The 25,526-nt window shown below is 33.3% G+C and carries 22 protein-coding genes and 1 tRNA gene; 11 read left to right on the top strand and 12 right to left on the bottom strand.

Annotated features, from left to right (window positions below; translation table 11 throughout):
- Nucleotides 1–5: 5 nt before the first annotated feature.
- From hisH to SOI86_RS02705, 3 genes are all read right to left on the bottom strand, one after another.
- Complete coding sequence (gene hisH, locus SOI86_RS02695; protein WP_320682069.1) at nt 6–623, bottom strand: imidazole glycerol phosphate synthase subunit HisH; 618 nt, start codon at nt 621–623, stop codon at nt 6–8.
- A gap of 11 nt (nt 624–634) precedes the next feature.
- Nucleotides 635–958: a thioredoxin gene (gene trxA, locus SOI86_RS02700; protein ID WP_079317286.1), complete on the bottom strand. Its 324-nt coding sequence runs from the start codon at nt 956–958 to the stop codon at nt 635–637.
- A 230-nt stretch (nt 959–1,188) separates the two neighbouring features.
- Nucleotides 1,189–2,352: a GuaB3 family IMP dehydrogenase-related protein gene (locus SOI86_RS02705; protein WP_320682070.1), complete on the bottom strand. Its 1,164-nt coding sequence runs from the start codon at nt 2,350–2,352 to the stop codon at nt 1,189–1,191.
- A gap of 180 nt (nt 2,353–2,532) precedes the next feature.
- Here SOI86_RS02705 and gyrA point away from each other — a divergent pair, with 180 nt between their 5' ends.
- Nucleotides 2,533–5,130, top strand: a complete 2,598-nt coding sequence (gene gyrA / locus SOI86_RS02710; protein ID WP_320682071.1) for a DNA gyrase subunit A — start codon at nt 2,533–2,535, stop codon at nt 5,128–5,130.
- 23 nt (nt 5,131–5,153) lie between these two features.
- Nucleotides 5,154–6,365 carry a lycopene beta cyclase gene (gene crtL, locus SOI86_RS02715; RefSeq protein WP_320682072.1) on the top strand — a complete coding sequence of 404 codons (1,212 nt, stop codon included), beginning with the start codon at nt 5,154–5,156 and terminating at the stop codon, nt 6,363–6,365.
- Between the two features lie 4 nt (nt 6,366–6,369).
- Here crtL and SOI86_RS02720 read toward each other — a convergent pair whose 3' ends face one another.
- Entirely contained in the window at nt 6,370–7,953 is a 1,584-nt protein-coding gene (locus tag SOI86_RS02720; protein ID WP_320682073.1) for a glycoside hydrolase family 57 protein, read from the bottom strand.
- Between the two features lie 226 nt (nt 7,954–8,179).
- Between SOI86_RS02720 and SOI86_RS02725 the strand changes: the two genes are divergently transcribed.
- Complete coding sequence (locus SOI86_RS02725; protein WP_320682074.1) at nt 8,180–9,820, top strand: 2-isopropylmalate synthase; 1,641 nt, start codon at nt 8,180–8,182, stop codon at nt 9,818–9,820.
- Nucleotides 9,821–9,902: 82 nt separating this feature from the next.
- The gene (locus SOI86_RS02730) at nt 9,903–10,295 is read left to right on the top strand and encodes a hypothetical protein (protein ID WP_320682075.1); all 393 of its coding nucleotides are present in this window, start codon (nt 9,903–9,905) and stop codon (nt 10,293–10,295) included.
- 8 nt (nt 10,296–10,303) lie between these two features.
- Here SOI86_RS02730 and SOI86_RS02735 read toward each other — a convergent pair whose 3' ends face one another.
- Complete coding sequence (locus SOI86_RS02735) at nt 10,304–11,776, bottom strand: HDIG domain-containing metalloprotein (protein ID WP_320682076.1); 1,473 nt, start codon at nt 11,774–11,776, stop codon at nt 10,304–10,306.
- Nucleotides 11,777–11,850: 74 nt separating this feature from the next.
- On the opposite strand from SOI86_RS02735, the gene folD reads away from it, so the two are divergent.
- From folD to SOI86_RS02750, 3 genes are read left to right on the top strand one after another with little or no spacing between them, the layout of a single operon-like run.
- Entirely contained in the window at nt 11,851–12,747 is an 897-nt protein-coding gene (folD, locus tag SOI86_RS02740) for a bifunctional methylenetetrahydrofolate dehydrogenase/methenyltetrahydrofolate cyclohydrolase FolD (protein ID WP_320682077.1), read from the top strand.
- Between the two features lie 35 nt (nt 12,748–12,782).
- A complete protein-coding gene (locus SOI86_RS02745; RefSeq protein WP_320682078.1) occupies nt 12,783–13,685 on the top strand; it encodes a farnesyl diphosphate synthase in 903 nt (300 codons plus the stop codon).
- A gap of 13 nt (nt 13,686–13,698) precedes the next feature.
- Nucleotides 13,699–14,178: a divergent PAP2 family protein gene (locus SOI86_RS02750; RefSeq protein WP_320682079.1), complete on the top strand. Its 480-nt coding sequence runs from the start codon at nt 13,699–13,701 to the stop codon at nt 14,176–14,178.
- Here SOI86_RS02750 and SOI86_RS02755 read toward each other — a convergent pair.
- The 4 genes from SOI86_RS02755 to SOI86_RS02770 form a co-directional block, all read right to left on the bottom strand.
- The gene (locus SOI86_RS02755) at nt 14,175–15,566 is read right to left on the bottom strand and encodes a cobyrinate a,c-diamide synthase (protein ID WP_320682080.1); all 1,392 of its coding nucleotides are present in this window, start codon (nt 15,564–15,566) and stop codon (nt 14,175–14,177) included. The two genes, SOI86_RS02750 and SOI86_RS02755, sit on opposite strands and share 4 nt — an antisense overlap.
- Nucleotides 15,567–16,871, bottom strand: coding sequence for a glucose-6-phosphate dehydrogenase assembly protein OpcA (locus SOI86_RS02760; protein WP_320682081.1), 1,305 nt, complete (start codon nt 16,869–16,871; stop codon nt 15,567–15,569). It abuts the gene before it with no gap.
- A 2-nt stretch (nt 16,872–16,873) separates the two neighbouring features.
- Entirely contained in the window at nt 16,874–18,397 is a 1,524-nt protein-coding gene (zwf, locus tag SOI86_RS02765) for a glucose-6-phosphate dehydrogenase (RefSeq protein WP_320682082.1), read from the bottom strand.
- Between the two features lie 110 nt (nt 18,398–18,507).
- Entirely contained in the window at nt 18,508–19,617 is a 1,110-nt protein-coding gene (locus tag SOI86_RS02770; RefSeq protein WP_320682083.1) for an FAD-binding oxidoreductase, read from the bottom strand.
- Between the two features lie 182 nt (nt 19,618–19,799).
- Between SOI86_RS02770 and SOI86_RS02775 the strand changes: the two genes are divergently transcribed.
- The gene (locus SOI86_RS02775) at nt 19,800–20,336 is read left to right on the top strand and encodes an SRPBCC family protein (protein ID WP_320682084.1); all 537 of its coding nucleotides are present in this window, start codon (nt 19,800–19,802) and stop codon (nt 20,334–20,336) included.
- An 18-nt stretch (nt 20,337–20,354) separates the two neighbouring features.
- Here SOI86_RS02775 and SOI86_RS02780 read toward each other — a convergent pair.
- Together SOI86_RS02780 and SOI86_RS02785 are read right to left on the bottom strand one after the other, a co-directional pair.
- Nucleotides 20,355–20,427 (bottom strand) — tRNA-Glu (locus tag SOI86_RS02780).
- 41 nt (nt 20,428–20,468) lie between these two features.
- Nucleotides 20,469–21,587 carry a histidine kinase gene (locus SOI86_RS02785; RefSeq protein WP_320682085.1) on the bottom strand — a complete coding sequence of 373 codons (1,119 nt, stop codon included), beginning with the start codon at nt 21,585–21,587 and terminating at the stop codon, nt 20,469–20,471.
- A gap of 106 nt (nt 21,588–21,693) precedes the next feature.
- Here SOI86_RS02785 and SOI86_RS02790 point away from each other — a divergent pair, with 106 nt between their 5' ends.
- Nucleotides 21,694–22,236 carry a hypothetical protein gene (locus SOI86_RS02790; RefSeq protein WP_320682086.1) on the top strand — a complete coding sequence of 181 codons (543 nt, stop codon included), beginning with the start codon at nt 21,694–21,696 and terminating at the stop codon, nt 22,234–22,236.
- 62 nt (nt 22,237–22,298) lie between these two features.
- On the top strand, nt 22,299–22,739 hold the full coding sequence (locus SOI86_RS02795; protein WP_320682087.1) for a Villin headpiece domain-containing protein: 441 nt from the start codon (nt 22,299–22,301) through the stop codon (nt 22,737–22,739).
- Nucleotides 22,740–22,748: 9 nt separating this feature from the next.
- Here the strand turns inward: SOI86_RS02795 and SOI86_RS02800 are convergent, their stop codons facing one another.
- Entirely contained in the window at nt 22,749–23,744 is a 996-nt protein-coding gene (locus SOI86_RS02800) for a ribose-phosphate pyrophosphokinase (RefSeq protein WP_320682088.1), read from the bottom strand.
- A gap of 254 nt (nt 23,745–23,998) precedes the next feature.
- Between SOI86_RS02800 and malQ the strand changes: the two genes are divergently transcribed.
- Entirely contained in the window at nt 23,999–25,519 is a 1,521-nt protein-coding gene (gene malQ / locus SOI86_RS02805; RefSeq protein WP_320682089.1) for a 4-alpha-glucanotransferase, read from the top strand.
- The last annotated feature ends 7 nt before the right edge of the window (nt 25,520–25,526 follow it).

A 25,526-nucleotide genomic window follows, 5' to 3' on the forward strand; every position in this document is an offset into this window, starting at 1 on the left:
ATTAGTTATTGAATATTTCTGAGCCACCTTCTCAAAAGTTTTTCTCCAGTTTTACCAGATTTCTCCGGATGAAATTGACAGGCCAATAAATTATCATTCTCAATCATCGCTGTTAATTTTTCAGAACCATAATTAACTTGTGCTGCGATAATATTTAAGTCATCTGGGATTGCATGATATGAATGTACAAAATAGACCCAATTATTTAATTCTTCTATATCTAAAACAGTATTTGTTTTTGTAGGTAATAGTTGGCACCAACCCATATGGGGGATTCTTTGGTTAACTATATTAGGTATTTTTTGTATTTTCCCCTTTAAAATACCCAGTCCATGAACTTTTCCTTCATCACTAGATTCAAAAAGGAGTTGAAGTCCTAAACAAATCCCTAAAAAAGACTTCCCACTATTAATCCAATTTTTCAAATCAGTTATCAAATCCGTATTTATAAGATTAATCATCGCAGGGTCAAAAGCTCCAACTCCTGGAAGAATTATTGCCTTACAAGCCTTTGATTCATTGAAGTTTTTAATTAATAGTATTTCTTCTCCAAGACTTTCTAGAGATTTTGTTACGGAATGAATGTTCCCCATCCCATAGTCTATAAGTCCAATTTTATGCAAAGATCTTTATTTTATAAATGCTTAGTTAAAGTGCTAGAAAGAGTTGCTTTTGGTACGGCTCCAACCACAGTATCTACCTTCTGACCTCCTTTAAAGATCATTAATGTTGGAATACTTCTAATTCCATATTGACTCGCAACATTTGGGTTCTCATCTGTATTTAATTTGAAAACTTTAATTTTTCCTTCAAAGTCTTTTGAGATTTCTTCTACAACTGGAGCGACCATCCTACAGGGACCGCACCATGGCGCCCAAAAATCAACCAATACTGGTAGATCACTTTGCAGTACATCCTTGTCAAATGAAGAATCAGTTACGGCTTGAGCTGATGACATAATTTAAGTATTCCCTTTAGAAAATTTAGCAGTCAATAATTTTAAGTGATGATTTCATTACAGATAAAACAATATAAGTAACAAAATATCTAAAAAAGCCCGATTAATCGGGCGATTTAGTGTGTGAGGAGTATGGGGTATCCCCCATCATTTAATAATAACGCCTAATGCGAAATTTGTTCAATTTAATGCTTAATTTACAAAGGTTTTATAATTTTGATCTGAACAAACTATTTACCCATACCAAGCTGCTGAGCTTTTTGATAAACCTTACCCTCTGTCAGAAGAGATGGTGCAATAACAATTTCAACATCTTGCATTTCTTTGATGTTTTTAGCTCCAAGAGTACTCATTGATGTTCTAATAGCCCCTAGTAAATTATGTGTACCATCATCAAGCAAGGCAGGTCCTTTAATTATCCTTTCTAAGGATCCTGTAGAACCAACTTCAATTCTTGTACCCCTTGGCAATATAGGACTTGGAGTAGCCATTCCCCAGTGAAATCCTTTGCCTGGAGCATTTGAAGATTTAGCTATTGGAGAGCCAATCATAACAGCATCCGCTCCACAAGCTAAACATTTACAAATATCTCCGCCTGTCACAATTCCTCCATCGCCAATAATAGGAATATAACGACCACTTTCTTTAAAGTAATCATCTCTTGCTGAACTACAATCAGCAATTGCAGTTGCTTGAGGGATTCCAATTCCCAATACACCTCTTGAAGTACATGCTGCCCCAGGTCCAATACCAACCATTAATCCTGAAACTCCAGCATGCATAAGAAGTTTGGCAACTTCATAAGTTACACAATTACCTGCTACAACTGGGACTTTCATAGATTGACAGAGATCTTTAATATTTAAGGTTTCCTTCCCTTCCATACCAATATGCTCAGTGGAAACTACTGTGCCTTGGAGGAAAAATAAGTCTATTTGGGAATTATTAAGTGTTTCTTTAAATTTTATGGCAGCTTGAGGGGTTCCACTAAATGCAGCTATACCTCCTCTCTCTTTAACCTCATTTATTCTTTGTAAAATTAATTCTTCCTTAACTGGTTCACTGTATATCTTCTGCATTAATGGGACAAAGTTATTTTTTCCGACAGATGCTATTTGACTTAATATTTCATCAGGATTTTTATATCGTGTTTGTATTCCTTCCATATTAATAACACCTAAAGCACCTAATTTGGTAAGTTCTACAGCCGTGTTAACATCGACAACGCTGTCCATAGCACTAGCTACAATTGGTACTTCTCTCTTTAAATCACCTATTAACCAAGAAGGATCAGTCAAATCGTAATCAAGAGTTCTTTTGCCAGGGACTAAGGCTATTTCATCAATGCCATAAGCCCTTCTAACTTTTTTGTTTAAACCAAGTTCAATATTCACGAAATTTTTAATTTATTCTGATTAAATTAACAACTAAAGGGGTAATAAGCCAAGGTTTTTTCAAAAACAAAAGTTTTTTTTTTAAATTTGTGTGTAAATGTGAGTATTTGGGAATTAAATAAACCTTTTTTTTTATTCATTATGACAATCAGCGATTATTATTAAAGAAAGGATTTTTGTATGTCTGATATTCTAGATTCCGGGAACTCTGGGTTAAGCGAAGATAACGATCGAATTATTCAGACTGACTTAAGAAATGAGATGTCTCGCTCTTATCTTGAGTATGCGATGAGCGTTATAGTTGGTCGTGCTCTTCCAGATGCAAGGGACGGATTAAAGCCTGTTCATAGAAGAATTCTTTATGCAATGTATGAACTTGGGTTGACTAGCGGTAGACCTTACAGAAAATGTGCAAGGGTTGTTGGAGAAGTACTTGGCAAGTACCACCCTCACGGTGACACCGCTGTCTATGATGCTTTGGTCAGGATGGCTCAGGATTTTTCTATGAGAATGCCATTGATAGATGGTCATGGGAACTTTGGTTCTGTAGATAACGACCCTCCTGCAGCAATGAGATATACAGAATCTCGTCTAAAATCTCTTACAGATGAAAGTTTACTAGAGGATATTGAATCTGAAACTGTAGACTTCGCTGATAATTTTGACGGTTCTCAACAAGAGCCAACAGTTTTACCCGCTAGAATACCTCAACTACTTTTAAATGGATCATCTGGAATAGCAGTAGGAATGGCTACTAATATTCCACCACATAACTTAGGGGAATTAATTAATGGTCTCAAATCAATAATTAAAAACCCTTCGATTGAAGATAGAGAACTTTTTGAATTAATAAAGGGGCCTGATTTTCCAACTGGTGGGCAAATCCTAGGAAGAGACGGTATACGAGAAACTTTCAAGACAGGAAGAGGTTCAATAACTATGAGAGGTGTAGCAAATATTGAACAAATTAAATCTTCTGGAAGAGCTGATAAAGATGCGGTAATTATTACAGAACTTCCTTTTCAAACAAATAAAGCTGCCTTGATAGAAAGAATTGCAGACTTAGTTAATGAAAAAAAATTAGAGGGTATTTCTGATATTAGAGATGAAAGTGATAGAGATGGAATGAGAATTGTTATCGAGCTAAAAAGAGATGCCTATCCACAAGTAGTTTTAAATAATTTGTTTAAGTTAACCCCTCTACAAAATAACTTTAGTGCGAATATTTTAGCTTTAGTTAAAGGAGAACCAACAACTCTTTCACTAAGAAATATGTTAGATGTATTTCTAGACTTTAGGGTAGAGACAATAAGAAGAAGAACAGGGTTCTTATTAAAAAAGGCAGAAGAAAGAGATCATATAGTAAAGGGACTTTTATTAGCCTTAGATGCCATGGATCAAATTATTAATTTAATTAGATCAGCAAAAGATACAATTTCAGCTCGAGAACAGTTACAAACAAATCATAATTTATCTTCCACACAGGCAGAAGCAATTTTACAAATGCAGTTAAGAAGATTAACAGCTCTAGAGGCAGATAAAATCAAAGCTGAACATGATGAATTAACTCAAAAAATCAACCAATATAGGGAAATATTAAATAGCAAAGAGAGGATTCTTGAAATTATTCTTGAAGAACTTAATAAAATCGATGAAAAATTCTCTTCTCCACGAAAAACAGAAATACTAGATTTAGGAGGTGGATTAGATGATATTGATCTCATAGCTAATGACAGATCAGTAGTTTTATTAACTGAAGCAGGTTATTTAAAAAGGATGCCTGTTAATGAATTTGAATCTACTAGTCGCGGTTCAAGAGGTAAAGCTGGCACAAAGACAAAAGAAGATGATGACGTGAAATTATTTATAAGCTGTAATGATCATGATACTCTTTTACTTTTCAGTGATAAAGGAGTAGCTTATGCACTCCCAGCATATAGAGTTCCAATGAGTAGCAGAACGGCAAAAGGTACTCCATCTGTTCAACTCCTCCCAATCCCAAGGGAAGAAAAAATAACTTCATTAGTTGCGGTAGATTCTTTTGATAACGATTGTTATTTGTTAATGCTAACCAAAGCTGGATTTATAAAAAGAACTGCACTTTCTGCTTTCTCAAAAGTTCGCTCAAATGGTTTAATAGCAATCCATCTTGAGGATGGAGACGCCCTAACATGGGTCAGATTATCGAGAGAAGGCGATAGTGTTTTGATTGGATCAAGAACAGGAATGGCTATTCATTTCAGACTAGACATCAATGAATTAAGGCCACTTGGCAGGACCGCAAGGGGGGTAAAATCAATGAACATTAGAGAAGGAGATAATCTAGTTTCCATGGATGTTTTAACATCTGATTTAGTTGACCAATTGGCTAAAATTGAGGATCTTACTAAAGGAACTGATGATAAGCTTGAAGTCAACTCTTCAGATGGCCCCTGGGTATTAATAGCTAGTGCATTTGGACTAGGAAAGAGAGTACCCGTAACTCAGTTTAGATTACAAAAGAGAGCAGGGATGGGTTTAAGAGCGATAAAATTCAGACTTAAAGATGATGTACTAGTTTGTTTAAAGGTCCTAGGAGCAGGAGAAGAATTACTTTTTGTGACCGAAAAAGGTGTCATAGTAAGAACAAATGCAGATAAAATTTCTCAGCAATCTAGAGCAGCTACTGGAGTAAAATTACAAAGATTAGATGAAGGTGATCATTTATCAGAAGTGGTATTAGTTCCTCGTGAACAAATAGAAGAAACTGACCAACTAAGCTCAGGGAAAGAAATTTAAAGACAAATGATTACTTAAACAATATGGAAGTACTTGATATTTTAATTTTAGGTTCCGGTCCTGCAGCATTATGTTTAGCTTCTGAATTAGCCAAGCAAGATCTATACATAAAGGGTATATCAAAAACTTCTCCATATGAAAAATGGAAGAATACATATGGTATATGGGCCTCTGAATTAGAGGAATTAGGATTAGAGTCTTTGTTGTCTCACAGATGGTGTAAAACAGTTAGTTTTTTTGGAAATGGAAAGAATAAAAAGGGCAATATTCCAACAAAACATAATTACGATTATGGTTTAATAAATCGAGAAGCTTTTCAAAATGAGCTTTTAAATAAATGCAAGGGAATCGATTGGTTGAAAGAAACCGCAAAAGATATTAGAGAGAAAAATAAACTATCTGAAGTAATTTGTTTCTCAGGTCTAAAAATAAAGGCAAGATTAGTTATTGATGCAAGTGGACATAAAAGTAATTTTGTAAAAAGACCCGTTCAAAGTGAAATCGCTCAACAAGCTGCCTATGGAATTGTGGGCAAATTCTCATCCCCACCTGTTAATAAGGAACAGTTTGTTTTAATGGATTTTCGTCCAAATCATTTAAACAAAGAAGAACAGTTATACTCTCCTTCCTTTCTTTATGCAATGGATCTAGGAAATGAAACTTTTTTTGTTGAGGAAACATCATTAGCTAGTTATCCAGCATTGTCGCAAGAAAATCTAAAAAAAAGACTTTTGAAGAGACTTAATAGTAAGGGTATTAAGGTAAATGAAATTTTTCATGAAGAAAATTGCCTTTTTCCAATGAATTTACCTCTCCCATTTAAAAAACAATTTGTACTTGGGTTTGGAGGAGCAGCTAGTATGGTACATCCTGCCTCAGGATATATGGTGGGCTCATTATTAAGGCGGGCGCCACTACTTGCAGAAAAGTTAGCAATATTTCTAAAAGAGCCTGATCTAAGTTCTCTAGAACTAGCAACAAAAGGTTGGGACGTCCTATGGCCTTACGAATTAACACAAAGGCATAAGCTTTATCAATATGGTCTGCAAAGATTAATGAGTTTTGACGAAAGTAGGTTAAGAAGCTTTTTCTCAAATTTCTTTAGATTATCAACCAAAGAATGGGTGGGTTTTCTAACTAATACACTTCCTCTACCAAAACTAATTTATGTGATGAGTAAGATGTTTATAAATTCACCATTAAAAGTAAAACTTGGAATGCTTAATTTAAATTAGTATTTTATTTTTTCCAATCATCAATATTAATATCTTTAAAAACTTTATCTTCTTCCTCAATCTCTTCAAGAAATTTTAAATTAATATTGGAATGATTTTTAATCATTCCAACTAATTTCCAGAACCTAAATAAGTGTCTCTTTATCCTCTCTTTTGCAAGCTCAGTTGTGGTTCCAGCTCGTAAGATAAAACTCCAATCAGAGGATTCAGAAAGAAGTAATTCTCTTGCTGCTTGATTGAAAAGTCTTTTAGACAAGTCACTAGTAAATTCATTAGAGCATAAATCAACAAAAGTTGAGCCTGCTTTTGTTATTTCTGGAACGATCCATGCATTTGAATCATTAATCCAGTAATTGTGGTAGCCTCCTTGCCCCCAGCTTGATGGAGATGGATCGCAAATCTGAAGATTTGGCTTTTGCATTAAAAATTCTTTTAAATTTGTAAGTTTAATTAAATAATTACTAGAGTTCTTTAAAAGAGTTTCAATAAATAAAGGTCCTTCATACCACCAATGACCAAATAACTCAGCATCAAATGGAGCTACTAATAAGGGTTTAAAGGAAGAGGTTAAAGTTAATTTTTCTAATTGTTTGGATCTTGCCAGAAGATAAGCATCAGCATGTTCAGAAGCCTTCTTAATGGCTTCATTTTCTAAGTAAAACTCCTTTTCACCTAAAGGTACATTTGCATCAGTAATTTTATGAAATTTCAAACCTAAAGGTCTTTTAGTTGGAATACCATTTTGTTGGAGTTTGGAAGCAGGTAATTCCCACCCCAAATCTTTATGAAATTCCCTATAAACTCTATCCCCTGGGAATCCCTCTTTAGCAGACCAAACAGGCAAGGTTGACTCACTATCTCTTCCGAAGAATGCAACTCCTTTTTTCGAGCAGATTGGTGCGTATACACCATATCTAGGCCTTGGTGTTGCATTTAGAATCCCATGGCCGTCTAAAATTGCATATCTAATCCCAGAATTGAATAGTATTTCATCTAAATTTTCATAATATGCACATTCAGGTAACCAAATACCTAAAGGCTTAGTTCCAAAAATATTTTCATGGCTCCTAATGGCTGTATTAATTTGTCCTTTAACAGTTTCAGGATTCTCCCTTAGAATTGGTAGATATCCGTGAGTAGCGGCACAAGTAAGAATATCTAAATTTCCAGATTTATTTAAGACTCTAAACTTTTCAATTAAATTTCCAGAACATTCTTGCCAATATAAGTATTTATCATTGAGATTTTTGATTAAAAATGCAGAGGCATTTTTTTCTTTTTGTGGTAACTCGCTTAAAAAATGATTCCTTGTTTTAATCCAGGATGGGAAAGTTTCTTGAATTTGTTTATTATCGAGAAGTGATAATAATGTTGGAGATAAACTAATAGTAAGTTTTGTATTTAAAGGGTTTTCTTTTTCGGAGGATTCTATTGCTTGAAGTAGTGGTATATAACATTCCAAAATCGCTTGAAATAACCAATCTTCTTCTAAAGAGTTTTTTTCATTTTTCCTGACATAAGGAAGATGAGCATGTAAAACTATCGCTAATTGCCCTAAAAAATTTTTTTTGGGGTATTGCCCATTCATATTTTTTATAATTTTTGCCTGAATTTTTTAAAAAATCAAAATTAACCTTTTATAAAAGGAGAGCTTTAATCTTAAAACAATACTTTAATAAATAAAGTAATTTATTTTTTTCCAGAAAATTTTAACCAATATTGTTAACGAATAATCCTATAAGGAGTTTTTATTGAATAAAAATCTAGTCAATTTTTTTTAATTAGCTTAATATAAGTTTAAGTCATTTCAAATGATGTCTAAAGATCCAGGCAGAATTTTAATCTTTGATACAACTCTTCGAGATGGAGAGCAATCTCCTGGTGCAAGTTTAAATCTTGAAGAAAAGCTTGCTATCGCGCATCAATTAGCAAGATTAGGAGTAGATGTAATTGAAGCTGGATTCCCTTTTGCAAGTCCAGGAGATTTTAAGGCTGTTAATAAAATTGCAAATGCTGTAGGAAAAGAAAATGGACCTATAATATGCGGTTTAGCAAGAGCCTCTAAAGGTGATATAAAAGCATGTTATGAGGCGGTAAGTCCAGCTCCAAAGAAAAGAATACATACTTTTATTGCAACTAGTGATATACACCTTAAACATAAACTTAGAAAGTCCAGAAAAGACGTTCTTAAAATTGTTCCAGAGATGGTTAATTATGCAAAATCATTTGTAGATGACATTGAGTTTTCTTGTGAAGATGCCTCAAGGAGTGATCCTGATTTCTTATATGAAGTGATTCAATTAGCAATTTCTGCAGGAGCGACAACAATAAACATTCCTGATACTGTTGGATTTACAACTCCTAGTGAATTTGGAAAATTAATTTCAGATATAAATAAAAATGTTCCAAATATTGATGAGGCAGTAATCTCAGTCCATGGTCATAATGATTTAGGTTTAGCAGTCGCCAATTTTTTAGATGCAGTAAAAAATGGAGCAAGACAACTAGAATGTACGATTAATGGAATTGGAGAAAGAGCAGGGAATGCCTCTCTAGAAGAATTAGTAATGGCTTTGCATGTTAGGAAAAGTTTTTTTAATAGTTTTTTCAAAAGAAGTCCAGATTCACCAACTCCTCTCACAGCTATAAGAACAGAAGAGATAACAAAAACCTCTAGGCTTGTTTCCAACCTAACTGGAATGACTGTACAACCTAATAAAGCAATTGTGGGAGCTAACGCTTTTGCACATGAATCAGGCATTCATCAGGATGGGGTCTTAAAAAATAGACTAACTTATGAAATTATTGATGCAAAAACTGTTGGTTTGACTGATAACAAAATATCTTTAGGAAAACTTAGTGGAAGAAGTGCAGTAAGAGCAAGATTAGAAGAAATGGGATATGACTTAAGCCGAGAAGACTTAAATGATGCTTTTGCTCGTTTTAAAGATTTAGCTGATCGGAAAAGAGAAATTACTGATAGAGACTTAGAAGCAATTGTTAGTGAACAAGTACAGCTTCCAGAAGCTAAATTTCAATTAAGTCTTGTACAAGTAAGTTGCGGCAACACGTCTAAACCAACAGCAACCATTACTCTTATAAACACCGAAGATAATACAGAAGATACTTCTGTCTCAATAGGTACTGGACCTGTTGATGCTGTGTGCGAGGCTTTAAATAAATTAGCTAAAGTTCCTAATGAATTAATTGAATTTTCTGTAAAGTCGGTAACAGAAGGTATTGATGCTTTAGGCGAAGTAACAATAAGAATAAGAAGGGACAATAAGATATATTCAGGTCATTCCGCTGACACGGATGTGGTTGTTGCTGCCGCGAATGCTTACGTTAATGCTTTAAATAGGCTGGTGTTTTCTGATAAAAAAAATTCAATTCACCCACAATTTGATAATTTAGAAAATCCTGAGAAAACATTTCTCTCTAAACCTGCAAATTAAATTATTTCTCAGGATTATTAAGCAGCATTCAAAAAAAGTCTCTTAATAATGTAGATTTATGTAATAGTTAAAGCAATAAATAATGAGAGAAAGGTTAATAGGATATTGGGTACTTTCATGGGTTGGCTTAATCAGCAATATAATTGCACTTCCAATTATCGCATTAATAATAAGTTTTGGACCTCCACTAAAAGTTGCAAATATAACTCTTGCAATAAGTCTTGGTTGGCCTGCCGCAATCGTTGGAATAGTTTCTTCGGCAGCTCTTTTAGCAGAGAGAAAGTGGGGTGTAACCTTAACTCTAGTATCTTTATCAATGGTGATTTCTGGAATGGGTCCTTATTCAGTGGTAAGGCTCATAACTCTTCAAGACATTTTTGGAATTGGTGGGTTGACTCTTTTAACAACATTATTAAGCACGTTAGCTCTTCTATATTGGTGTAATCCAAAACATCGAAGAACCATTAGGCTATAAAGTGAAAATCAAGAAAAAGTATTATTTTTGCTAGTTGGATACTGAATTCTTCTATGTCTAATTCTCTTCCATACATTCAAGAATGCCATTTTTATTAAAAAAATTTCTCCCTTAGATAAATTACTATTATCTAATTGACCATCTTTTTGACGTGAGTAGATAATTTTAGATATTATTTTCAAAGCTTCTTTATCAGAGGCATTAATATTCATAGCTCTTAGTGCTGCTTCACATCCATCAGCAAGCATTAAAATAGCTGTTTCTTTTGACTGGGGGACAGGTCCATTGTATCTAAAATCATTTTCATTAATCATCATATTTTTTTCTTTAGCCTTGTGAAAAAAATATCCCATTTTTAGAGTGCCTTGATGTTCAGGGATAAAATTTGCTATTGGTTTAGGTAGTCTATTTTTTCTTGCATACTTTAAACCTTCATCAACATGCGCCTGTAATACCTCTGCACTTCTAATAGGATCATCTATTTCGTCATGTGGATTTTTTGACCCATCCTGATTTTCAATAAACCAATTAGGGGCATGTAATTTACCAACATCATGATAAAGTGCACCAGTTTTAATTAGGTCAATATCACCACCAATCATTCTTGTTGCTTCCTCTGCTAAACCACATATAAGTAAGGTATGTTCAAAAGTACCAGGAGCTTCAAGAGATAATCTTCTAATGAGAGGTTTCTCTTTATCAGCCAATTCGAGTAATCTTGCTTTAGTTAATAGTCCAAATATCGATTCAAAAATAGGCATAAATAAAATAGTAAAAAGCATTACTATTGCCAATAAAAAGGAATCAGAAAATATATTGCCGCTAGCAAAAACAAATTCTTGTTTATCAATAAGAGACATTTTATCATTACCTATCAATATCAATTGACTCAAGAACGATCCAATGGGGACAAAAATTGATAGTTGAAGTAACTGAGCTCTACTTCTTATTCTTCCTCCAAGCAGAGATACTACTGAGGCGCAAACTAATAAAACAAAAAATAAATTATTATTGATAGCAACAGCTGGGTCAGGCCAACTAAGACTAGCTATTGAGACCCAAGCTAAAGCCGTTATGCTTCCCATTCCTTGAGATATTATCAACGCCGGTGGGATTATGATAGATAATGGACTTAAAGTTGAAGCCAAGGCTGATTTCGAAGCCTGAACAGCTAAAAGAAGAGTTATTAGCAAGATAATCTGTCTTGAAGAAATTGTAGGATTCTCTTTCTTTGAAACTAAGATCAGGATCCCGGAAATAATTAGTGCTTCAGTAAAAGTCAAAAGCCAAGAAAAAATATCTGAGATATTTAAAGGTGAAATAAGAAGTAATTTATATGAAGAAACTATTGAAATTAAAATGCATATTAAAAAAATAATGAGATTATCAATTTTTGATATTCTAGTTTGTTGTTTTATTGGAACTTGACTCCTCCGCCACAGATAAAACAATTTTTTTAAGGTAGTTGTAATGTTTTGCACAGAATATAATTAAATCTATTTGATTAATTTAAAATTATAGGCATGCTAGGTGTAAAAAGGAGATGTTTTTCTAAATGTCATTAAAATTAGATGGTAAAAAATTATCCCTTAAAATTGAGGAAAGATTAAATAACTATATTTCTAGTAATAAAAAAATTGCCAATCGAGATCCTGGTTTAGCTGTAATAAGAATAGGAGAAGACCCAGCCAGTGGTGTTTACATCAATAACAAGGAAAAAGCATGTTCAAGGGTTGGAATAAAGAGTTTTATCTTTCACCTAAAAGACAATGTAGAGCAGAAAGAAGTTGAACAATTAATAAACAAACTAAACTTTGACAAGGATATTGATGGAATGTTGCTACAACTCCCCATCCCAAATAAATTCAACGAGCAACGACTGATAAGTTTTATAAACCCAGATAAAGATGTAGATGGTTTGAATGAGATAAACATCGGAAAATTAGTTAAAAATGAGCCTGCGATGAGATCATGTACACCAGCAGGAATTATTAATTTATTAAGATCCCAAAATATTAAAATTGAAGGGAAGAAAATTGTTGTTATTGGAAGAAGTTTACTAGTTGGCAAACCCCTTGCTCTTATGTTATTAAACCTTAATGGGACGGTAACGATGACTCATTCAAAAACATTAAATTTAAAAAAAATCTGTAAGGAAGCTGACATACTAATTGCCGCTGCAGGGAAACCTAATCTTGTAGATTCTAGTTTTATAAAAGAGGGTGCAGTGATTATTGATGTTGGCATACATAGATTAAAAAGTTCTGATATAAATAAAACCAGATTATGCGGCGATGTATTATTAGAAGATGTCATTCCTAAAGTATTTGCTTATACACCTGTTCCGGGAGGTGTAGGACCAATGACGGTAACAATGTTACTGGTAAATACTATTTTTAGCTGGAAAAAACAATTTGGATTATCCTCAACCCTAAATGACCTTTTGCCATAAATCTAAGATGAAAAAATTATTTTTAAAGGTAAAAAATGACTAACGTTATTAATAACAACTCAGATTTTGTAAAATATCTTAAAAACGCAAAAAAAGTTGTAGAAGAAGCACTTGATTTCTCCCTAGGCCCTGAAGATCCTAAAATACTAAGAGATTCAATGAGATATTCTCTTTTGGCTGGAGGGAAAAGAATACGTCCAATTTTATGTTTAGCCTCTTGTTCACTTGCCGGCGGAGACCCCTCTTTAGCTGTTCCTACCGCGGTAGCGATAGAAATGATTCATACAATGTCCTTGATTCATGATGATTTGCCCGCTATGGACAATGATGATTTACGGAGAGGTAGGCCAACAAACCATAAAGTGTATGGAGATGCAATAGCTATTCTCGCAGGCGATGCCTTATTAACTAGAGCCTTTGAAATGGTCTCTTTAAGAAGTCCTGGAGTTGATCCAACTAGATTATTAAATGTAATCGGCGAACTTTCCTTGGTCGCAGGTGCACCGGGTTTAGTAGGGGGACAAGTTGTTGATTTAGAATGCGAAGGCAAAGAAGTTGACCTTGAAACCCTAGAGTATATTCATCTTCACAAGACTGGGGCTTTATTAAAAGCTTGCGTAAGAACAGGTGCGATGATTGCAGGCGCTAACGAAAAACTATTAAAAGCTCTGACAACATATGCAGAGGGAATTGGATTAGCATTCCAAATTATAGATGATATTCTTGATTTAACATCAAGCAGCGAAAAGCTTGGTAAAACTGCTGGTAAAGATCTTTTAGCTGACAAAACCACATACCCTAAATTACTTGGAATGGAGGAGTCAAAGAAAAGAGCATTTGATTTAGTAGAAAATGCAAAAAAAGCAATTGAGCCTTGGGGTCCAGATGCAAAGTATTTAATATCCCTAGCTGACTTTATTACAAATAGAGACAGATAAATAGTTTTTATTTATGTCTGAGTTTTTTACCATTTTTAATAATTCAGTTCTTTTCTGGAGTTTATTATCCTGTTTATTAGCTCAATTTCTTAAAATTGTGTTCAATTTCCTTTCAACTGGAAAGATAAGATTTGGAATTATGTTTGAAACAGGTGGTATGCCTTCAAGTCATTCTGCCTTAATAACTGGTGCTACATCTGGTTTAGGATATGAATTAGGATTTGATAGCTCAATATTCGCATTAGCAGTTGCTGTTTCACTTATAGTTATGTATGACGCTAGTGGTGTTCGAAAATCAGCTGGCATACAAGCTGCAGAAATCAATAAAATATCAAAGAAACTAGAACCTCAATCTGAAGTACTTTTAAAAGAGACCCTGGGCCATACAAAAACTGAGGTTATTGTGGGGAGTGTTTTAGGACCATTAATTACTTTGCCTGGAATGTTTTTTTTAGGTTCTCCTCTTAAGATATTTGATTTGATAATAAATTAAGAATCGTTTGAATAAACAATTTGAGTAGCCTCTATAAAGTTTTTTGCAACTTCTGGAGAACTTGGAAAGTGTAAGTGAATCCAACTTGCATGTAATTTATTATCAAAAACACCTTCATTTATGTATTCAGTTTCCCAAGATTTAACTTTCCATGGATAACAGAGTTTATTCTGATCCTCAGTGTTTCTTAAATCAAATTCAGATAAATTATTTTCTATTTCCCAATAATGAAATTCATGTCCTCTAATTAATTGATTTTTTTTAATGATCGGAGTATCTTTTAAACCCTCAATGTATCTATAACCTACTGAAAGTCTACTTTTTTTTGAGCTAAAAGGAAGGATACCACTCATTTTATGATTATTACCATTTTCATCTTTTATAAAGTCTCCTAAAATCATCATCCCTCCGCACTCTGCATATATGAATCCATTTTTGCGGAAGTTCCTTAACGAATTTAAACTTTTTCTAGAGTTACTTATATGATCAGCATATTTTTCAGGAAACCCTCCAGGAATAATTAAAGAAGAAGCCTCATTAGGTATTTCTTCATCATCAAAAATACTCCATGAAATCAAAGGTATTCCTATATCACTCAAAAACTCCTTAGTTTCAGGGTATTGAAAATGAAAGATTTTATCTTCTGCAATTGCAATAGGTTTACTTTTGTCTATTTTAAAAGCCTCAAAACCAAAAGAACTAGATATTTTCTGTTGAGGAGATATCAGAAATTTACTTAGAGAAAATACATCAAGATTTCTTTCGGCGAAACTTGCAAAATATTCAACATCAATTTCTTTGCTATTCTCCAATGGAGATATCAAACCTAAATTAGCTTTGTTTAAAGTTATTTTTGAATCACATGGTAAAAAACCTAGAATTACGATATTTTCATTTTTAAAAACTTCTTCGATTAAATTTTTATGTCTATCTGAATTAACGTTGTTAAATATAATTGCTGGTATCGACAACTTACTATCAAAATCTCTGAAACCTCGAACAGTAGCCAAAAGAGAAGCTACTTGACCCCTAGCATTTACAACAAAAATTACTGGGGCATTTAGAAGTTTAGCAACATTTGCTGTACTTGAAAATGTTGTCGATCCTAATCCATCAAATAGGCCCATTGCTCCTTCAATTAATGAGAATTCATATTTTGAAGAATGTTTAAAATAACTTTCTTGAACCCATTCTTTACCACATAAAAAAATATCTAAATTCCTACAAATAGGTTGGCCAATTGAACTAAGTTGTTGTTGATCAAGATAATCTGGGCCAACCTTGAAAGTTTGTAACTTTATCCCTTTTGAAAAAGCCCAACAAGATATCAAAAGAGATACAGTAGTTTTCCCACTATCAGTTGAAGGAGAAGATATTACACAAGGCATTTATAAGTTATTAAAACCATTAAATATTTGAAGGGCTATTTTAATAGCATTTTCAAAAAGAGGACTAGTATTACCTCTACTACTTCCCAATAATTTACTAACATCATACTCTGATGAAGAAAAAGAATTTGGAACAACTTGTTCTATTAATTGCATATTAGCCATTCCCCCTGCTTCAAGTCTCATACATTCCACTGACTCACATCCAAGAATTACACAAGTGTTATTTTTTGGTACATCACTAATTTTTGAAATAATCCTCAATCCAATAACTTGTCCTAAATGAATACTTGGATTACCCAAAGGTAAAGGATTAATTGATGTAGAAATTTTTTCGCCATTAATTCTTTCAAATTTTATTTTTGTTGATTCTTTATCCCTCTCAACTCTTAAAAAAGACCAACCAAGTTTATCGCTAATCCATGAAATCAAAAACAAAGCCTGAATTATATGATCTCCAACGATATCAATATCAATATCCGTAATATGATCTAAAATCGGTCTCCTCGAAGGCGGATCAAAAATCATCGCCAATGATTCCCTCCAATTTTTCAACCTAACCCAATTTAAATCATTAATAGCTTTATTTGATTTCGTTAATTGATCTAAAACTTTTAAACATCTATTAGGAGATCCAAGAGCAGTGTCAATTACTAACCTTAGGCCATGTTTAGTAAAGTATTCGAAAATATCGGGCGATTCATCCAAGCTTCCATTCCACCAAAGCCAAGATGGTAATTCATCAATAGATAGTTCATCAATTATTTTCAATCCTTTATGGGTTATTGAGGCAGCCCCTCCCCTAATGACAACTAAATCACCACATATAGGTTTCAAAGCCGAACTATCACTTAATGGGCAGTAAGCGGATACAAAAGTTTTGATATCTGAATTTTCATTTAACGTTGGAGCTAAAGTTACCAATCTCCTTGGATTTAATGTACTTATTGATGACTCAAAAAATTGCCCTCTAAAGTCTTCAAAGTCTATATTAGATAAATTTTCCTTCAACAAATCCAATAATTCTTCACTATAAAGTGAAGTAGTTATAGGAAGTCCTGCATCGAGTATGAATTTTTTGGCTACTTCAATTATCTCAGGACTTAAATTCCCCGTAATTGGCGAATTTACTAAACCTTTTTGAACTAAACATTGTTCTAACCAGGCAGGCTGCCATACCATTAATGTAAAAGTATTAGCTCCAGTATTATCTTTATCTTCTGCAATCCATAACTTATTAAGATAATTAGAAATTTCCTGATGAGGAAGCTCTAATGGGGTTTGAAGTGTTAATTGAGGTTTCATTTTTAAGGTCTGCGCCAGAATATATTATCTTTTGAAAGTAATTGATCAGACTCAGGAGGTCCCCACGTCATAGATTCATAATTATGAATAGGTAACTTCCAAGGAGAATTGTCCATCAATTCTATTAATGGGGTATAAAGTTTCCACGCAGCCTCTACTTCATCACTTCTTGTAAATAAAGTTGGATCAGATAGCATTGCATCAGCTAATAATCTTACATAGCCTTCATCTGAGGGCTCTCCGAATGATTCATCATAAGAAAATTCCATCTCAACGGGTCTAGATTTCATTCCAGAACCTGGCGACTTTACTTCAAATTTAAAAGTAGCTCCTTCATTTGGCTGAATTCTTAGAACAAGTTGATTTGGAGCAGGATTTATTATTGTTGATTCAAATAAATGAACAGGAACATCTTTAAAAGTCAAAACTATTTCTCCAAGTCTTTTAGGCAGTCTTTTCCCAGTCCTCAAATAAAAAGGTACCCCTTGCCAACGCCAGTTATCAACGAAAACTTTTGCCGCAATATACGTTTCTGTAGTGCTATTACAATACACACCATCTTCCTGCCTATATCCTACGAGTCGATTTGAAGTGTTTCCTCCCTCTCCATATTGACCTCTTATGCAACAATTCCAGGGTTTATTTTCATCAGCAAGTTTTGAAGCTTGAAGAACTTTAGCTTTTTCATTTCTTATTGCTTCTGGTTCAAATTTTCCAGGAGGCTCCATAGCAGTTACAGCAAGCATTTGAGTCATATGATTTTGAAGCATATCTCTTAAAGCACCAGAACTTTCGTAATAACCTGCTCTATCTTCAACACCTACAGTTTCAGATGAAGTGATTTGAACACTTGATATATAATTTCTATTCCAGATTGGTTCAAAAATAGTGTTGGCAAACCTCAAAACAAGAATGTTTTGAACTGTCTCTTTACCTAAATAATGATCAATTCTATAAATCTGACTTTCTTGCGCACAACTTTGAACAATTTTGTTTAATTTTTTGGCACTTGAATAATCTCTTCCAAAAGGTTTTTCAATCACCAAACGACTTTTCTTAGGATCATCTAAAAGGGAAGCTGCTTTAAGTGCTTTACATCCACTTGCATAAAAGTTAGGTGATACTGATAAATAAAATGTTCTATTTCCATGAGTAGCTTGTGTTTTATCAATTTCATTTAATCTTTTAGAAAGCCTTAGAACGTGATCACTTTGTTGCAAATCAACTGGTTCATAGAAAAGGTAATTAGAAAATTGTTGCCATTCCTTCTCTTTACCAGATATTTTATTGGCAAGCTTAACTTTCATCTTTTCTTTAAACTCATTATCAGTCCAAGGTCTTCTCGCACAACCAACTATTCCAAATTCACTAGGAATTCTTCTTTGCAAATAAAGTTCAAATAGGGCTGGTATTAATTTTCTATGAGTAAGGTCTCCACTAGCACCAAAGATTACCAGGCATTGAGGAGCTATGACTCTTTCCTGTCGTAAGCCTAATCTAAGAGGATTACTTAAAGTTGAAGGCATATCATTAGTATTCTTATCTTAAAATCCTCTTTTTTTCTAAGATTAGCTACATATTGTGTCTAAACCAAAAAGTATCTCAAAGGTTAAACTTAAATCTAAATATCAAATATTTAGTAAGTTTCTACGTGCCATCTTCCTGCTTTTTTTAGTTGAGGTCTTAATTCTGCCCAGTTCAATCCTTTTTCTTCTGCCGCCTTAGTCATAGCTTCATCTATTCCAGGTTCCATACCCTTTAACCCACATAGATATATATGTGTCTTCTCATTTTCAATCATATTGAAAAGCTCGTTTGCTGATTCTAAAACCCTGTCTTGAATATACATTCTTCCCCCTTTTGAATTTTGCTGCTCACGACTAATAGCTTTTGTATATTTAAAATTATCTGGATAATCAGTAAGATATCTTTGTAGATCCTCCTCGTATAACAAATTTGCTGATTTTGGGGCGCCCATAAATAACCAAGCTTTACCCTTAAAGTTCCATTTATTTTTTTCTTTTTCAGATGCTTCGAACATCCTTCTTAAATAAGCTCTCATAGGCGCTATTCCAGTCCCAGTAGCCAACATAATGATGTTTGCATCCTCTTCATCTGGTAGAAGCATTTCCTTACCTACAGGACCAGTTATTTTTACTTTATCTCCAGGCTTAATATCGCATAAGTAAGTGGAACAAACACCATTAATAGTTTCGCCATCCTTTTCATACTGGAGCTGTCTAACACAAAGGGAAACTGTATTTCCTTTAAAATCATCTCCATGCCTTGTGCTAGCTATAGAATAAAGTCTTAATTTATGAGGCTTTCCATTAGCATCTTCTCCCGCGGGCATTATACCAATACTTTGGCCTTCAACATAATTTAAAAATGGATCACTATCTTTGAGATCGAAAGTTATGTGATTTACTCTCCCAATAGCTCCTTCTTTAAGAAGACTGTAGTTTTCAATTACCGTACCTTCATAAGGTGTCTTTGGTCTATAGATATTTACTGGTACATCAGCATGTTTCTTCTTAACTAGTGTGCTAGTTGCTGGCTTTGCAATAGGATCAGGCTTAGGAGCTGATTTTTGTTCAACAGGCTTTACCTGAGACTTTTTTAGTTTTAGATCTTGAGGTAAATTTGAGCGTCTTTTACTGAAAGATTTCTGAATAAAAGTAAAAACTCCTATTAATACTGGTATATGAGCTAAGCCACCTGCAATAACTGTTGATTGTGAATACATTTTTTAGTTTTCTTTATATAAAAGATTATCAATTTGTAGTTTAAATTGTTGTGATTTTACAAAAATGGTTACGTTTTGAGATCGGAATAAAAAATTAAAATTATTTTTATTTTTCATTATTTGTTGTTTTTATTTGTATAGTTACACAGAAATAATTTTTTATCTGATTAAAAAATTGATTAATGATTAATCCTCAAGAATCAGTAGATCACTCTAAAAAGAATGATTACAAGACAATTGAGCAAACAATGGAAAAGCTTTCTGGAGGGACAAGAAGACTTGCAGCTCAACTAACTACTTCAGCAAGTTTGGAATCTTTGTGGAATGTTTTAACAGATTATGATCGACTGAATCTCTACATCCCAAATCTATTGTCAAGCAAAAAAATATATCAAAAGAACAATAATGTTCACCTTAAACAAGTTGGCGCTCAAGATTTCCTTGGCATGAAATTTTCTGCAGAAGTAACTATAGATCTATTTGAAGATAAGGATCTTGGCCTTTTAAAATTTAATTTAATTAAAGGAGATTTCAGAAAATTTGAAGGTAGCTGGAAAATTCAAAACATTAAAAACACTTCAAAAAATTCATTAATCTATGATCTTACTGTACAAGGTTGTCAGTGGATGCCAATAGGTATGATAGAGAAAAGACTAAAAAAAGATCTTTCAGAAAATCTGCTTGCCGTAGATAGGCAAGCGAAATCATCTATAAAATAGTTTAAAACTTTTAAATAATAGCCCCAAGGGGATTCGAACCCCTGTCGCCTCCGTGAAAGGGAGGTGTCCTAGGCCTCTAGACGATGGGGCCAGGAAATTAGCATAACAGCTTATTAAAAATTAAGAGTAAGGCTAGCCTTTCGTCAAGTATTGTTGCTCTTTGTTTTGTCCTTGCCACACAGGAACTGTAAAATGGAAACAGGAACCTACACCAATTTCAGATACGACCCATATTCTTCCTCCATGGACTTCTACTATTCTCCTACATACGGACAATCCTATCCCAAATCCTGAAGTTCCTTCAGAAGTCTGTGGTAGCCGAACTCTATCAAGAAAAATTCTTTTTTGTTCACTCATAGGAATACCTACTCCTTTGTCACAAATTGTTATTTCTACCCATTGATTTGTCTTGTGAATCATTGTAATTTTTATCGCTCCAGAGTCTGCAGAAAATTTAATAGCATTTTCAATTAAATTTAGAAATACTTGCCTCATTCTTCTTTGATCTGCAAATACACTTGGCAGATCAGATGGGATATCAGTATCAATCTGAATATTCCTTAATCTCCAGAATTTTTCTAATTCGAGTATTACTTCAGCACTAATATTACCTAAGTCAATTTTCTGAGGATTAAATAACGCTTCCCATTTGGTTGTTCCAACCTCTAACAGATCTTGAGACAAGAGTTCAATCTCTTCTAGACGTCTTTTGATAACCTCTTGCAATTTTGAAATATCTATTTGTCCAAGTTTTTGGCTTTGAACAGCCAAAGTAGCTGCTGTTAAGGGAGTTCTTAATTCATGCGCGACCATTCTTAATAATCTTTCCTGAGATTCTATTCTTTTTGTTAATGTCTCATTTTCTTGTCTTAAAACAAGAAGTTCGTCTTCTAAAAGAAATTCTTTTTGAGTTCTTATTGAATCAATTTTGGATGGCTGCAAATTAATCCCTAGATTTTTTGTTAACCCTTCCTGATTCCACCTTGGCAACCATTTCTGCAATTGAGAGAAAATATTACTTCCAGCAAATATTTGCTTTGGAGATGGGGAAACCTTTATAAGAGCGGGAATGGCGACTAATCTATGTAATTCAAGTAATTCAGGCTGTTCCGTGGGGTCAGAAATCTGAAGAGATATCTCAAATCCACAATCATCTGATTCTAAATAAGCTATAAGGGACTTAATATCACCACTAGAAATTTGATTTCTAGATGCTACAAGTATTAATTTTAGTTCTTTTTTATCATTCAAATTGCTTGCCCTGAAGTGTTGAAAAGCTGTTAATCCTTATAAACACCTTAAGATATTTATTTTTATTCTACAAATAAGCTATGAAATAGATAGGACTTATTTATAAATGGTTGTTATTAATCAAAAGAAAAATATAAATTTTGGTGAAAATAATTCTCCAGAAATTAGTTTAAATAGCAATTTAAAAAGATGGTTTTCTAGAAATATTGGTTTATGGAAATCAAATAGAACATATTTTCTTGATGAAGTACAAAAAACTTATACTTTACGCATGAATATAAAAATAGAAGCTCTTGAGAATAAATCCGAATGGGAGTCGCAATATAAATTTACCTGGTATCCAGATAAGAAATATGATTTCTTTAAAGAAAATCCTCAATATAAAGAAAAAGGAGAAATGAAGGCATTTTTAAAAGGTCACCAACTTGTAAGGGAAAATTTTTATTTAAGTAGTGCTGGAGGCATATCAAACATTAAGCAAGTAGATGAACACGAAATGATTTTTGAATCTTCTTATGAAGATTGGTTTATTCTTGAACATACAAGGCTAGTAGATTCGGATAATTATAGATTTAGGGTTATATATTCATGGAACCAAAATAAGCTAAAAATAGTTGAAAATCATCACGAAATAAAAATTATTAAGTAAGTCTTTTTTATAAACTAATGTTAAATATAAAAATGTTATCTTTAAGGAAATATTAGTAGTTAATGGTTATTAATTTTTTTTCAAAAAAATTTCTTAAATTGTTAGGAGTTAGCCTTATTATACCCATTACACTTTTTGAGATTAATGCAATAAATAAACAAGTCAAAGCAGAAAACAAGACAATTCCTGCCTCTGAAAAAGATCTTTTCCTATATAGGCAAATGGGGGCATCTTATCTTTGTATAGCTTCAAAAGCTGAAGTAGATTTCAAAAAAGGTCTTGGAATTGCCAGTGCTACTTTTACAAATGTAATAATTGGAAAGCATGGTGGAGCTATAAAAGAATTAGGAAATGAAAAGCTTGACGAAAAAAAGTTATATAACGCAGGCTTATTTCAGATTGTTGGAAGTGCGCTTAATATTTGTCCTGAAAGTATTCCAAATAACGTAAAAAGTGATTATGAAAAAAGGTTAAAACAATTGGTAAAGGAAAGCAAAAAATAATCTTCTTGATTATCTAAACATTGAACTAACGGAACTTTCTTCGTGGATTCTCCAAATAGCTTCACCTAGCATATTTGCGACAGAAAGGACTTTTAATTGTGGGAAATTATCTTTAACAAGAACTGGTATACTGTTAGTCACAATAACTTGTTCGAATAAATCCTTAGTGCTTAATCTTTCATAAGAAGGCGGAGAAAAAACAGCATGTGAAGCACATGCGAATATTCTATTGGCACCTTCTTTCTTTAATAAATTGGCTCCAGAACAAATTGTGCCACCCGTATCTATCATATCGTCTATGAGAATAGCCGTTTTACCTCTGACTTCGCCAATAACTGTTAAACTTTCAGCGATATTGTGAGCTGCTCTCCTTTTATCAATGATAGCCAACGGAGCATCTTTCATTAATTTTGCGAATGCTCTTGCTCTTGCAACTCCCCCTACATCAGGAGAGACAACTACAACTTCCTTTAAATTTAAAGTTTCTAAATAATCAATTAATACAGGTGAACCATAAATATGATCGCATGGTATATCAAAATAACCTTGGATTTGAGCTGAATGCAAATCCATAGCAAGTACTCTATCGACTCCTGATTTCTCTAATAAATTAGCCGTGAGTTTTGCAGTTATAGATTCTCTCCCAGAAGTCTTTCTATCTGCTCTTGCATATCCAAAATAAGGGATTACAGCAGTTATTTGTCTGGCAGATGCCCTCTTGCAAGCATCAACCATAATCATAAGTTCCATTAAACTATCGTTTACTGGAGCGCATGTAGGTTGTATTAGGAATACATCACAACCTCTAATGGATTGCTGAATCTGAACATAGAGTTCTCCATCAGCAAATCTTTTAGATATTAAAGGTACATTTTCAATCCCTAAGTATGATGCAATTTCCTGGGCTAATTTAGGATTTGTTGTTCCACTTACTAGCCTTAATCTACTATTAGTTAGATTAAAATTCGGTTCTTTATTCTGCACTGCCGTGATGAAACTGGTCACGATATTAGCAATATAAATTATATTATCATCGTAATCGTTTATGTGAATTTCGCAAAAGATAATGACCAGATCTTTTCAAAAGTCAAAACTTTTAAGCAAAATACAAAATAAAATAAATTAAAATTTACTTTATTTTTAATTTATCCGAAAAATACTTTGAAGAATATTTGTCATTTAAAAATAATTTGTATATCTTTAAAATTAGAGAATTAATAACAATTATATTGCAAAGAATCAAAATATAATTTAAAAAAATGCCTATACAAACACCTCTTACAAAAAAATCTTTAGGCGTACTTATGCACCCTTCCTGTATACCAGGAGGAACTGTATGTGGAACTTTTGGTAGAGGAGCTAAAGAGTGGATAAAAAAGCTTCATAAGCATGGTATTGAATACTGGCAATTTTTACCTCTTACCCCTACTGACTCTAAAGGGTCTCCTTATAGTTCGCCTTCTAGTTTTGCACTTAACCCATGGTTTCTTGATATAAATGATTTAATCGATAAAGGTTTTATCTTCATTTCTAATAAAGAAGAATTTGGAGCCACTAATCAAAATAAGAACCATTTTGATTTTGATGTTGCGGATGATTTAACAAAAAAATTAGGTAAACTCCTTTTGCAAGGTTGGAGTTCCCAATCTGAAGAGAGAAAAATTGATTTTCATAAATGGATTAGCAAGAATTCTTGGGTTGAAGATTATGCAACATTTACTGTTATTAAGGAGAAATTTAATATGTTACCTTGGTGGCAATGGCCTAAAGAATTTAAAACAAGAAATAAAAAGTTTTTAGAATCATGGATTAAGGAAAGAAGTGAAGAAGTACTTATTAAAAAATTAATACAGTGGCATTTAGATGAGCAATGGCGTGCTATTAAAGACTTTGCAAGATCAAGTAATGTTAAGTTAATAGGAGATTTGCCCTTTTATGTTTCCAGGGACAGCGCCGACGTATGGAGTAATAAATCACTATTTTCAATTTTCAAAAATGGAACTTTAATATTTCAAAGTGGTGTTCCTCCTGATTATTTCTCATCAACAGGACAACTATGGGGGACCCCAACTTACTTTTGGTCAAAACATAAGAGGTCTAATTTTGATTGGTGGAGAAAAAGATTTAAAAGGCAATTTGAACTTGTTGACTTGTTAAGATTAGACCACTTCAGGGGTTTAGCAGGTTACTGGAGAGTCAGTGGTAATTCTAAAACGGCAATTTGCGGCAAATGGATAAATTCTCCAGGGCGAACAATATTAAATAAATTAAAAAAAGATTTAGGGGCTGACTATCTACCAATAATTGCCGAGGATCTGGGAGTAATAACACCAGATGTGGAAAAATTAAGAAAAGTTTTTGAACTGCCTGGAATGAAAATATTACAATTCGCTTTTGACGGCAACGACGATAACCCATACTTACCTAAGAATATTGAAGGCAAAAATTGGGTTGTTTATACAGGTACACATGATAACTCTACTTCACTTTCATGGTGGGAATGTTTAGACGATGAATCCAAAACAAAAATAAAAGATGAGTATAAATTTTCAGAAAATCCTTCGTGGAGTTTAATAGAAATGGGGATGGACTCAAATGCTAATCTCTTTATTGCTCCAATCCAAGATATATTATCTCTAGATGACTCAAGCAGATTAAATAGACCTGGCACTACAAAAAACAACTGGAAATGGAAGTTAAATATTCCTTTAGATGATATAGAAGACAATATTAGAATTTATGGTGAGCTAGGGAATAATTTCGGGCGAACTAGAAAATAGGTATTTA

The sequence above is a fragment of the Prochlorococcus sp. MIT 1314 genome (assembly GCF_034093315.1).
Lineage (GTDB): Bacteria > Cyanobacteriota > Cyanobacteriia > PCC-6307 > Cyanobiaceae > Prochlorococcus_A > Prochlorococcus_A marinus_Y.